The organism is Nocardioides sp. NPDC057577, from assembly GCF_042801335.1.
In the GTDB taxonomy this organism is placed as follows: Bacteria; Actinomycetota; Actinomycetes; order Propionibacteriales; family Nocardioidaceae; genus Nocardioides.
In genome coordinates this window covers 1-11,636 of record NZ_JBHVGB010000185.1, presented here as the reverse complement: position 1 = coordinate 11,636, position 11,636 = coordinate 1, and the positions used below count along the sequence as shown (strand labels likewise).

The 11,636-nt window shown below is 69.1% G+C and carries 11 protein-coding genes; 8 read left to right on the top strand and 3 right to left on the bottom strand.

Annotated features, from left to right (window positions below; all coding sequences use genetic code 11):
* Window positions 1-36 precede the first annotated feature (36 nt).
* Entirely contained in the window at window positions 37-624 is a 588-nt protein-coding gene (locus ACFU7D_RS25285; protein ID WP_378872576.1) for a TetR/AcrR family transcriptional regulator, read from the bottom strand.
* A gap of 53 nt (window positions 625-677) precedes the next feature.
* On the opposite strand from ACFU7D_RS25285, the gene ACFU7D_RS25280 reads away from it, so the two are divergent.
* Window positions 678-1,163, top strand: coding sequence for a DUF4383 domain-containing protein (locus ACFU7D_RS25280; protein WP_378872574.1), 486 nt, complete (start codon window positions 678-680; stop codon window positions 1,161-1,163).
* On the opposite strand, the gene ACFU7D_RS25275 is transcribed toward ACFU7D_RS25280, so the two are convergent.
* The gene (locus tag ACFU7D_RS25275; protein WP_378872571.1) at window positions 1,132-2,985 is read right to left on the bottom strand and encodes an AMP-dependent synthetase/ligase; all 1,854 of its coding nucleotides are present in this window, start codon (window positions 2,983-2,985) and stop codon (window positions 1,132-1,134) included. The two genes, ACFU7D_RS25280 and ACFU7D_RS25275, sit on opposite strands and share 32 nt — an antisense overlap.
* 183 nt (window positions 2,986-3,168) lie before the next feature.
* Between ACFU7D_RS25275 and ACFU7D_RS25270 the strand changes: the two genes are divergently transcribed.
* Window positions 3,169-4,344 (top strand): 4-hydroxybenzoate 3-monooxygenase, encoded by a 1,176-nt coding sequence (locus ACFU7D_RS25270; protein ID WP_378872568.1) that lies wholly within the window; start codon window positions 3,169-3,171, stop codon window positions 4,342-4,344.
* 24 nt (window positions 4,345-4,368) lie between these two features.
* On the opposite strand, the gene ACFU7D_RS25265 is transcribed toward ACFU7D_RS25270, so the two are convergent.
* On the bottom strand, window positions 4,369-5,343 hold the full coding sequence (locus ACFU7D_RS25265) for a LysR family transcriptional regulator (protein WP_378872566.1): 975 nt from the start codon (window positions 5,341-5,343) through the stop codon (window positions 4,369-4,371).
* Between the two features lie 135 nt (window positions 5,344-5,478).
* On the opposite strand from ACFU7D_RS25265, the gene ACFU7D_RS25260 reads away from it, so the two are divergent.
* From ACFU7D_RS25260 to ACFU7D_RS25235, 6 genes are all read left to right on the top strand, one after another.
* On the top strand, window positions 5,479-6,288 hold the full coding sequence (locus ACFU7D_RS25260) for a cyclase family protein (RefSeq protein ID WP_378872562.1): 810 nt from the start codon (window positions 5,479-5,481) through the stop codon (window positions 6,286-6,288).
* Window positions 6,288-7,931, top strand: a complete 1,644-nt coding sequence (locus tag ACFU7D_RS25255) for a thiamine pyrophosphate-binding protein (RefSeq protein ID WP_378872560.1) — start codon at window positions 6,288-6,290, stop codon at window positions 7,929-7,931. Before ACFU7D_RS25260 ends, ACFU7D_RS25255 begins: the two co-directional genes overlap by 1 nt.
* A 25-nt stretch (window positions 7,932-7,956) precedes the next feature.
* Complete coding sequence (locus tag ACFU7D_RS25250) at window positions 7,957-8,835, top strand: ABC transporter permease (protein WP_378872558.1); 879 nt, start codon at window positions 7,957-7,959, stop codon at window positions 8,833-8,835.
* Window positions 8,832-9,647, top strand: a complete 816-nt coding sequence (locus ACFU7D_RS25245; RefSeq protein ID WP_378872555.1) for an ABC transporter permease — start codon at window positions 8,832-8,834, stop codon at window positions 9,645-9,647. Before ACFU7D_RS25250 ends, ACFU7D_RS25245 begins: the two co-directional genes overlap by 4 nt.
* 19 nt (window positions 9,648-9,666) lie before the next feature.
* Complete coding sequence (locus tag ACFU7D_RS25240) at window positions 9,667-10,470, top strand: ABC transporter ATP-binding protein (protein WP_378872552.1); 804 nt, start codon at window positions 9,667-9,669, stop codon at window positions 10,468-10,470.
* A 90-nt stretch (window positions 10,471-10,560) separates the two neighbouring features.
* The gene (locus tag ACFU7D_RS25235; protein WP_378872549.1) at window positions 10,561-11,520 is read left to right on the top strand and encodes an ABC transporter substrate-binding protein; all 960 of its coding nucleotides are present in this window, start codon (window positions 10,561-10,563) and stop codon (window positions 11,518-11,520) included.
* The last annotated feature ends 116 nt before the right edge of the window (window positions 11,521-11,636 follow it).

The following is an 11,636-nucleotide window of genomic DNA, read 5'->3' as shown; positions in this document are numbered from 1 at the left end:
GTGAAGCTGAGAGTGGTCTATAGGCCACTCTCAGCTTCACAACCCGGGCGACTCTGCGCCCAGGGCCTCCCGCACCGCAGCCTGTACGGCGCGGCCGGCCGCCTCCAGCGGTTCGGTGGAGCGCAGCGACCGGGCCAGGACGAAGGCGCCCTCGAGGCTGGTGATGAAGCCGATGATGAGGCCACGGGCTGTCTCGGGCGGGACTCCCCGCTGCTCGAGATGCCGCCCGCCGACCTCGATCCAGTCGGTGAACACCTCGGCGGTCGCCTGACGCAGGGGCTCGTTGGTGCTCGCGACCTCGAGCGCGACGGTGGCGATCGGGCAGGCGTCGGCGTAGTCCGTCTCCACCAGCACCGCGGCCGCGGCCGCGAACGCGGTCTCGACGTTGGTGACGAGGTCGTCGGGGCCGGCGAAGAAGGCCAGAACCAGGTCGCGGTACTCCCCGCCCGCGCGCCGGATCGTCTCGCCCGCCAGGTCGTCCTTGCCCCCGGGGAAGAAGTGGTAGATCGACCCGAACGGCGCCTTGGCCACCTCGGCGATCTGCTTGAGCCCGGTGCCGGACATGCCCTGCCGGCGGAAGAGCTCGGTGCTGGCCGCGAGGATCCGCACCCGCGTGTTGGTCATCGTCGTCATCTTTCCGGTAGCGCGTGTCGGCCGTGAACGTCTATGGTCAATATATGACTAGAACGATCTATCAAGAGACGCGCTCGGGCACGCGATGGACGTTCGCCCAGTGGGCAGTACTGGTGATCTGCGCAGCCCACGTCTGCATCGCGATCGCCGGGTTCATCGCCGAGCCGAGCTTCGCGATCGGCCACCACGCACCGACGGCGAAGGTGCTCGGCATGGACTACAACGGCTGGCACGCGCTCGCCGGACTCGCCCTGTTCGCGCCCGGCCTGTTCCTGTGCCGCCGCAACTCCTGGTCGGTCCTCTACCTCCTGGCGGCCGCCGTCGCCGGCACCGTCCCCGGCATCTGGGCGCTCGCATCACCCCAGGTCATGTGGGTCATGCACATGCCCGACCACGTGACCGACGCGATGATCCACTTCGCCACCGCGGCGGTCCTGGTCGTGATCACAGTCGTGCAGATCCGCCGCGACGGCGGCTGGGCCAGCACGATGTCCGACCTCACTCCTCGGCGGCGTACAGCCCGTCGATGATGTCGGCGTACTTCTTGCTCACCACCCGGCGCTTGAGCTTCAGGGTCGGGGTGAGCTCCTCGGACTCGGCGGTCCACTCCTCGCCGAGCAGCTCGAAGGCCTTGACCTGCTCGGGACGGGACAGCCGGGCGTTGGCGGCGTCGACGGCCTGACCCACCGCACCGCGGATCACCGGGTGCTGAGCCAGCTCGGCGAGCGATCCGGCCTCGACGCCGAGCTTCTGGGCGACCACGGGAGCGATCTCGCCGTCGAGGGTGAGGACGGCGACGACGTAGGAGCGGCCGTCACCGACCACCATCGCGTGGCCGACGAGCGGGCTCTCCTTGAGGAGGTTCTCGATGTTGGAGGGGGCGATGTTCTTGCCCGCGGAGTTGATGATCATCTCCTTCTTGCGGTCGACCACGGTGAGGAAGCCGTCCTCGTCGAGCGATCCGATGTCGCCGGTGTGCAGCCAGCCCTCGGAGTCGAAGAGCGCAGCGGTGGCATCGGGTCGGCCGACGTAGCCCGGGGTCATGATCGGGCCACGGAACAGGATCTCGCCGTCATCGGCGATGCGCAGCTCGATCCCGGGCTGGGCGCGGCCGACGGTGCCGAGCCGGAAGGCCTCCGGCCCGTTGCCGGTGGCCGCCCCGGTGGTCTCGGTCATGCCGTAGACGTCGTAGATCTTCAGCCCCAGGCCGGCGAAGAACCTCGCCACCTCGATCGGCATCGGTGCGGCCGCGCTGGCCGCCCACTCGACCTTGTCGAGACCGAGCAGTGCGCGCATGGTCGACAGGACTGCCGCGTCGGCCTGCTCGAACTGTGCCTGCAGCTCGGGCGAGGTGGTCTGGCCGAGCTGCTGCGACTCGACGTACGCCAGCCCGACCGCCATCGCCTTCTCGACCCCGGCCTTCTTGGCCTCGTCGGTCTCGGCGGCGAGGAGCGCGGTGACACCGGTGCGGATCTTCTCCCACACCCGCGGCACCCCGAAGAAGCTGGTCGGGTGCACCTCCTGGAGGGTGCCGAGAAGCAGTGCGGGGTCTTGGACCAGGTAGACGTGGCCGCCGTTGAACTGCGGGATGTAGAGGCTGAGGACCCGCTCGGCGATGTGCGCGAAGGGCAGGTAGGAGACGAGCACCCCCGGCTCCTCGACACCGGAGACCGTCAGCGAGCTGGTCGTCTCGAAGACGATGTTGCGGTGGGTGAGCACCACACCCTTCGGCTGACCGGTCGTGCCCGAGGTGTAGAGCATCGTGACCGTGTCGTCGGGGGTCACCGCTGCGCTGCGCGCGTCCAGCTCCCCGCCGACCTCGGCCAGCGCAGCCGCGCCCGAGGCCACGAAGTCGTCCCAGGCGACAGCGCGCGGGTCGTCCTCCACGGCGGTGTCGATGGTGACGACGCGTACGATCTCCTCGCGCTTGAGCCCGAGCGCCCAGCGAGCGACGTGGTCGTCGGTCTCGAGCACCACGATGCGCGGGTCCGCGTGCTCGGCGACGTAGCCCACCTGGTCGGGCGCGAGGGTGTTGTAGATGCTGATCGGGACGCCGCCGGCGAGCACCGTGGCCATATCGGCGACGACGTGCTCGATGCGGTTGGCGGCCATGATCGCGACCGACTCCCCCGGCTGGAGACCGGCCGCGATGTAGGCGGCGGCCAGCTCGCGGGCGCGCTGGTGCAGCTCACCCCAGGTCAGCGTGCGCCAGCCCGTGCCGTCGGAGGTGTGCCGGTCAGAGAAGGCCGGCTCGGCGCCGCGGTCGGCGACCACCTCGGCAAGTACGTCGACCATGGTCTGGTCGCCGATCTGAGACTCGAGGGCGGCGCGGTCGGCGAGGACGTCGGGCATCGGAACGCTCCTTCTGTGGTTTGTGACTCGGGTCACAATCGGGGTGCCTCGACCGTAGGGACGAGTTGCCGCGGGCACAAGAGCCCATCCGCGCTATTCGGGAATCCACTCCGGGCGGCGTCGTTTCCGTTCAGCGGAAGAACGCTCTGGCGGTAGCCGCCCGGACAGGAGTTGACTCACCCCATGGCAGAAGAACGTACGCAGGTTGTGATCGTCGGCGCCGGCCCCGCGGGGATGCTGCTGAGCCATCTCCTCGCCGCCGACGGGGTCGACTCGATCGTGGTGGAGACCCGGTCGGAGGAGTACGTCGCGGCTCGCATCCGCGCCGGGATCCTGGAGCAGTCGAGCGTCGATCTGCTCACCGAGGTCGGACTCGGTGACCGGCTGGCCCGCGACGCCGACAAGCACCGCGGGATCTACCTGCAGTGGCCCGAGGAGCGCCATCACCTCGACTTCGTCGACCTGGTCGGCCGGGCGGTCTACGTCTATGGCCAGACCGAGGTGCAGAAGGACCTGATCGACGCCCGCAAGGCCGCCGGGCAGGTCGTCCACTACGAGGTCAGCGACACCGCACTGCACGACCTCGAGTCCGACCGGCCCTCGATCACCTTCACCGACGCCGCCGGGCTCCCCCAGCGGATCCGGGCGGACGTCGTCGTCGGCTGCGACGGCTCCTTCGGCCCCAGCCGCGCCGCGATCCCGGCGCGGGAGAGCTGGGACCGCACCTATCCCTACAGCTGGTTCGGCATCCTCGCCGACGTCGCGCCCTCCACCGACGAGCTGATCTACGCCTGGCACCCCGACGGCTTCGCACTGCACTCGATGCGCTCGGAGAGCGTCTCGCGGTTCTACCTCCAGGTGCCCAACGGCACCGACCCGGCGACCTGGTCCGACGACCAGATCTGGGACGCGCTCGCCGCCCGGCTCGGCCATGGCCAGAACGGCTGGAGCCTGCAGCCGGGCCGGATCACCGATCGGTCGGTACTGCCGATGCGGTCCCATGTCTCCACCCCGATGCGCCACGGCCGGCTCTTCCTGGCCGGCGACGCCGCCCACATCGTCCCGCCGACCGGCGCCAAGGGGCTCAACCTCGCGGTCGCGGACGTCGCGCTGCTGGCGCCCGCGCTCACCGCGCTGCTCAAGGGTGACTCGCGACTGGCCGACGGCTACTCAGAGACCGCGCTGCGCCGCGTCTGGCGCTGCACCCACTTCTCCTGGTGGATGACGACGATGCTGCACACGGCCGAAGACCCGTTCGACACCCAGCTCCAGCTCTCCCAGCTGCGCTGGGTGACCTCCAGCGAGCATGCCGCCGCCGGGCTCGCGGAGAACTACGCCGGTCTACCGATCGGCTTCTGAACGCGGCGTCCAGGAGACCGGCTGCTACGGAGCTCCAGTGCCCGGTAGGGACGTCCGAAAGGCGTCGTCGAGCTCGGTGGCGATGATGGCCGCGGTGGCGGTGAGCGCGTCGACGAGCAGGCGTGCTTCTCGGCTGACAGACCGGTCCGCGGGCAGCGTGACGCCGATGGCGCGCGGGACCGTGTCGAGACGGAGAGGCAGCATCTCGAGAAGCTCGTCGCGCACGCCGATCAGCATCGGCAACGGCGCGATGGCCTCGGTCTCCAGCAGCATCGCCCGTGAGGTGAGCAGGGTAGAGCACTCGGTGATGTCGCGCGGCGGCACAAGGCCCTCCCGGGCGAACATGTCGTCGAGCTCGGCCCGCAACGTACTGGGCTGCAGCGGCAGGATCCATGGGTACGACTGCAGGTCGGCGAGCCGTTGCGGCGTTGCGACAAGTGCCGGGTGACCACAACGTACGACCGCCCGCACCGCTTCGTCGTAGAGCCGGATGTGATGGAGCGCCCCGCGGTAGGTTCCGGGGTCCAAGCGCCCGACGAGCAGATCGACCTCACTGCGATGAAGGCTCGTGGTCAGCTGCTCCGCGGTGCCCTCGACCACCGAGACCGTGATGTCGGGATGGGCCCGTTTCAGCGCGACCACGGCGCGAGGGAGCAGGGCGTACGCGCCGGCCAGATTGGTCCCGACCCGAAGCGGCCGCGTGCCTCCGTGGAGCACCTCCTCGATCTGCTCGGAGGCGCGACGCAGGTTGCCGAGCGCGGATCGTGCCTGCTCGATCAAGATCTCCCCGGACAGCGTGGGCGATACGCCCCGAGGCCCGCGCACGAAGAGCTCGACGCCGACGAGATCCTCGAGCTCCCGGACGCTCCGGGTCACAGCGGGCTGAGAGATGTAGAGGTTCTCAGCAGCGCCGACGAACGACCCCTCATCCGCGATCGTGGTGAGCAGGACGAGATGGCGCAGCTTCAGCTTGCCGCCGAACAGTTGCTGGGTCTGCACGATGGGAACCTCTCGCCGACGACTGGCGGCCATCGTAGATGTCTTATACCGGAATGCCTAGACATGACTTTTTCGGCATACCTAGCCTCGGATTGGCATTGGTGATGCACCTCTCACCGGCCGCAGGATTCTGGCATGCACCTCTCGTCTACCCCGGCCCGCACGCCGTCGGATCTGGCCCTTGCCGTCGCCTCGGGCGCCGTCACGGTCGTGGATCTGACCGCAAAGCTCTCCGCCTCGACACCCGTACTACCTCTGCCTGAGGGGATGGCTCCGATCCCGCGCTTCGAGCTGGAGGAGCTGGCGAAGTACGACGAGCGGGGCGAGACGTCCTACCAGAACGGGATCCACACCGGCGAGCACGTCGGCACCCACTTCGATGCGCCGTGCCACTGGGTGACCGGCGTCGAGCACGGCGACGTGTCGCAGGTGCCGCCGGAGCGGCTCGTCGGGCCCGCTGTGGTCATCGACAAGACGGCCGAGGTCGCGGAGAACGCGGACTACCTGCTCACCGTCGAGGACATCCAGGCGTGGGAACAGGAGCACGGACGGCTCCCGAAGGGCTGGCTCCTCTACCGCACCGGATGGGGCGCCCGCTCCCACGACCAGGAGCTGTTCCTCAACGCTGACGGCGAGGGCCCGCACACACCGGGTGTGACCCCGGAGTGCGCGGAATGGCTCGCCCAGGAGACCGACATCATCGGGTTCGGCGTCGAGACCGTGGGCACCGACGCCGGGCAGGCGTTCGGCTTCGAGCCGGCCTTCCCGGTGCACACCCACCTCCTCGGCGCCGGCAAGTACGGCATCACTCAGCTGCAGAACCTGGCGCTCCTCCCGCCGACAGGCGCCCTGATCGTGGTCGCCCCTCTTCCGATCGTGGGCGGTTCGGGCAGTCCCGCACGCGTCCTGGCGATGGTTCCCGCCGCGGGCCAGGAGGTGGACTGATGCTGGTACGTGATGCGATCGGCGAGATGCTCGCCGACCTCGGCGTCCGGGCCGTCTTCGGCGTGGTCGGCAGCGGCAACTTCCACTTCACCAACGCACTCGTCGAGCGTGGCGCACGGTTCGTCCCTGCCCGGCACGAGGGCGGCGCCGCCACCATGGCTGACGCCTACGCCCGGATGTCCGGCGAGGTCGCGGTCCTGTCGCTGCACCAGGGGTGCGGCTACACCAACGCGCTCACCGGGATCGTCGAGGCGGCGAAGAGCAGGACGCCGTTGCTCGTGCTGACCGCCGAGGCGACCGAGCCCACCTCGAACTTCTTCATCGACCAGGCCGGCATGGCCGAGGGTGCTGGCGCTCTCGCGATGCGCGTCCGGTCGCCGCAGAGCTCCATGGTCGACGTCGCTCGCGCCTTCGCGGCCTGCCTGCATCAGCAGCGCACCGTCGTGCTGAACGTACCGATCGACGTCCAGGACATGGAGCTGCCCGCGGACGCGTCCCGACGCACGTTCGACGCGGTGGGACTGCCGCAGCCGGCACCCGCGGACGTGGCCCGGTTCGTCGAGCTCATCCAGTCGGCCGAGCGACCGGTGTTCGTGGCCGGGCGCGGTGGCAGGGCTGAGGGCGCGAAGGAAGCTCTTCGCGAGCTCGCGGCGGCGTCGGGGGCTCTGCTGGCCACCTCCGCCGTCTCGCGCGGCCTGTTCAACGAGGACCCGTGGGGCATCGACGTCTCCGGCGGCTTCAGCTCACCGCTCACCGCCGAGCTCATCGCCGATGCCGACCTCGTGGTCGGGTTCGGCTGCGCGCTGAACATGTGGACGATGAGGCACGGCAGGCTCATCGGTGACCAGGCCAAGGTCGTCCAGGTCGACCTCGACCCCCAGGCGATCGGCCGAAACCGCGACGTGGTCCTGGGACTGTGGGGCGGCGTCGCCGAAACGGCTCGCGCGACGACCGCAGCCCTTCGTGCCGTACAGCCCAGCGATCGCAGCGGCTACCGGACGACGGCCGTCGGCGACCGCATCCGCTCGTCCTCGCGCTGGAACCAGGTCGACTTCGTCGATCAGTCGGGCGACGGACGGATCGACCCGCGGACCCTCTCGGTGGAACTCGACCGTCTCCTCCCGAGCGAGCGGATCGTCTCGGTCGACTCCGGGAACTTCGTCGGCTATCCGAGCATGTACCTCGACGTTCCGGACGAGAACGGCTTCTGCTTCACCCAGGCGTTCCAGTCCGTCGGCCTGGGCCTGGCAACAGGCCTGGGAGCCGCGCTCGCACAACCTGGCCGGCTCCCGATCGTGGGCGTCGGTGACGGCGGGTTCCTGATGGGCATCACCGAGCTCGAGACGGCGGTCCGGCTCGAGATCCCCCTTCTCGTGGTCGTCTACAACGACGCGATGTACGGCGCCGAGGTGCACCATTTCGGGTTCGACGGCCCTTCGCTGGACGCCGTCGTCTTCCCCGACACCGACCTCGCCCAGATCGCACGCGGATACGGATGCGAGGCGATCACGGTCCGCGAGACCGCGGATCTCGCGCCCGTCAAGGACTGGCTGTCGTCAGAGTCGACTCGGCCGATGGTCATCGACGCCAAGGTGCTCTCCCGCGAGGGCTCGTGGTGGTTGCAGGAGGCGTTCGGCCACTGAGCCGGACGCGAGGTCTGGAGGACACATGGAGAGCAGTAGGCCCGCGGTGCTGACCGCGACCGAGAGCATCAGCCCGATACCGCCCCCTGGCGAGGCCCCCGGGCGTATCGAGCTACCCCGAGCTGATCGTACGAACGAACGCACCGCCGTCGCCGCTCGCGGCGTGGCGGGTGTGCTCTGCTTCCTCGCCCTGTGGGAGGTGGTGGCGCGGTTCGACCTGCTCCCACGCGACGTGCTGCCCCCGGCGTCGGCGACGCTGGTGCACGCTGCTCAGCTTCTGGGTGACCGATCGTTCCTCGGACAGATCGGCTCGACCCTGTGGGCTGCCCTGGTCGGGTACGTCCTGGCCCTGGCCATCGCCGTACCGGCCGGACTGGTGCTGGGCCTGTCGGATCGGTTGCACGCGGCCACCGCGACGGTGGTCGAGCTGGTCCGGCCGCTCCCGCCCGTCGGTCTCGTGCCCCTCCTGGTCCTGGTGGTCGGGCAGGGCATCGAGATGAAGGCAGCGGTGGTCGCCCTCGGCTGCGTCTGGCCGTTGCTCATCAACACGATCCACGGGGTGCACTCCACCGACGGCACCGCAAAGGCCACCGCACGCTCGTTCGGCTGGTCGCCGCGCACGGTCGCCATCCGTGTCGTCTGGCCATCGGCGGTTCCGTCGGTGCTCACTGGTGTCAGGATCACCGTCTCCGTCGCACTCATCCTCTGCGTCGGTGCGGAGTTCATCGGCGGGAGCCGCGACGGGCTCGGGAGCTGGCTGCTCCAGCAGAGCATGCTCCCCGGCGGCATCGACACCGTCTGCGCCGGCGTGGTCGTGGCGGGTGCCCTCGGGCTCCTCGTCAACGGCGTCGTGACCGTACTCGAGCGCCGCTTCGCGGCCTGGGCACACCGGGAGGACTCATGAGCAACACCGTGCAGCCGAACGAACGCATGCTGCGGATCGCCGTCGGTTGGTGTGGCGCGCTCCTGTTGCTGGCCGCGTGGCAGCTCGCCACCACGAACTCCGACTCGCTGTTCTTTCCCACCCCGCTGGAGATCTTCGGCGATCTGCGGGAGCGGTGGTTCTCCGACGGGCTCTCCGGCGGAATCCTGACGGATGCGTTCTTCGTCGACGTCACCCCGAGCCTGCAGCGCCTCCTGATCGGGCTGCTGGTCGCGTGGGCGCTGGGAATATCGCTCGGAGTGCTCCTCGGCAGAGTCCCCGCGGTCGCGCACACGGTCGAGCCGATCCTGCACTTCATGCGTGCGATGCCAGGCCCGGTGCTGCTTCCGCTGGCGCTGGTCCTGGTGGGTACCGGAACGACGATGAGGGTCTCCCTGATCGCGTTCGGGGCGGTGTGGCCGGTCCTCTTCAACACCTACAGCGCCGTACGACGGGTCCCCGAGGGCTATCTGGAAACGGCACGCACGGCGAGGGTCTCGCGGCTCCGGACCTTGTTCCAGGTGATCTTGCCGGCCGCCAGCACGGGCATCTTCGCCGGCATCCGCGTCTCCACCTCGCTCGGCATCATCTTGCTCATCGCCTCGGAGCTGGTGGCCGCCTCGGACGGCATCGGGTTCGGCCTGACGCAGGCCCAACGTTCCTTCCAGATGCTCCCCATGTGGTCGTTCATCGTCGCTCTGTCGCTGCTCGGCTACCTGTCCAACCTCGTCTTGAGCGGGATCGAGTCCGGCGTACTGCGCTGGCACCGACTCCTGATGGCAGTCCAGGACTGACCGCCCCGAAAGGATGCAGATGACAACCACGCTTCTGGAGGTCGAAGACCTCCGACACACCTACCGCACACGCCAAGGCGACCAGACGGTCCTCGACGGGATCAACTTCGACGTCCAGCGCGGCGAGTTCGTCTCGATCGTCGGCCCCTCCGGCTGCGGCAAGACCACGCTGCTACGAACGCTCTCGGGCCTGCTCCGTCCCACCGGCGGAACCGTCACGCTGTCCGGGAACGTCATCACCGGCGTACCCAAGGGACTCGCGATGGTCTTCCAGGACTACCGGGCGTCGCTGTTCCCCTGGCGACGCGTCGGCGCGAACGTCGAGTTCCCGCTCCTGGGGCGGGTGTCCAAGACCGAGCGCCGGGAGCGAACCGTCGAGTCCCTGAGCGCTGTCGGTCTGGCGGACGCGGCGGACAAGTACGCATGGCAGCTCTCCGGTGGCATGCAGCAGCGCGTCGCGATCGCCAGAGCGCTCGCCATGCGACCCGAGCTCCTCCTGATGGACGAGCCGTTCGCCTCCGTCGACGCGCAGACCCGCTCCGATCTCGAAGATCTCCTTCTCCGTGTCCGCGAGCAGTTCGACATGACGATCCTCTTCGTCACCCACGACGTAGACGAAAGCGTCTACCTCAGCACTCGGGTGCTGTCGCTCAGCAAGGCGCCGACCGTCAAGACGGCCGACGTCCCGGTCCCGCTCACCTTCCCGCGGGACCAGATCCACACCCGAGAAAACCCGTCGTTCGTCGAGACCAGAAGCGAGGTGGCCCGGCTGATCCGGCAGGCGAGCCCAGGTGGGCTGGCCACTGCGGCCAGCGCTCCCTGAGGGACGTCTGACCACCTCACGGGCATGGACCTCCGGACAGAGAAGTCCGTCTCCACCGCGAGCGATGAAGCAACTCCAAGGAGAACAAAGATGAACCTGCGCACCAATCGGCGCCTCGGGGCGTTCGCGCTCACGCTCCTGCTCGCCAGCGCCACCGTCGCTTGCGGCAGCGAAGACGCACCGTCGGCGTCGGCCGGCGACAGCGGGAAGGTGACGCTCTCGATCCCACCGGTCGGCGACTCACTGCCGGTGTACGAGGCGATCAGCAAGGGCTACTTCACCGACGAGGGTCTCGACGTCGAGCTCACCCCCGCCGCGAACGGCGCCACCACGATCAATGCCCTGGTCTCGGGCAGCACCGACCTGGCCCTGGTCTCCTATCCGTCCCTGATCACCGCCTACTCCTCAGACCTGCCGGTCACCATCGCCGCGCCGGCGATCGCGGGGACCGACGAGTACAAGTCGGGTCTGTACGTGCTGGCGGACTCCGAGATCGAGGAGCCGGCCGACATGGTCGGCAAGAAGATGGCCACGCCGTCCCTCGGTTCCGTGGGCGACATCTGGTTCCGTGGGGTGCTGCTGCAGCAGGGCCTCGACCCCGACAGCGTCACCTACATCGAGATTCCGCAGGCCAACATGGCCGCCGCGCTCGAGGCCGGCGACGTCGACGGCATCTTCCAGACCGAGCCCACCCTCAGCGCGACCGAGGCGAGCGTGGACGTCCGGCCGATCGGCTTCCAGAACGGACCCCAGGGCCTGTTCGCGACGTCCGAGAAGCTGATGGAGGAGAGGCCCGAGGTGGTGACGCGGTTCCGAGCCGCCCTGGCCAAGGCCGTCGCCGACATCGAGACCGATCCGCAGGGAGTCGCCAAGGCGATGATGCCCGAGTACACCGAGATGACTCCGGAGGTCGCTGCCAAGATGCGGCTTCCCGAGTACCAGGTCGACTACGACGCCGCCGGCGTCCAGAAGGTCGTCGACCTGATGGTCGAGGTGGGTCTGCTCAAGAAGTCCTTCGACGCGAGCGAGCTCTACCAAGACGCCAGCTGAGCAACCCCCTCGGCTCAGCTGACCCAGAACGACCCCAACCACCAGCGCGGGGCGCGCCCCCCACCGCGCGGCCCCGCGGCCGAGATGTATGTGCAACCACACCCCCGCCCACGTGC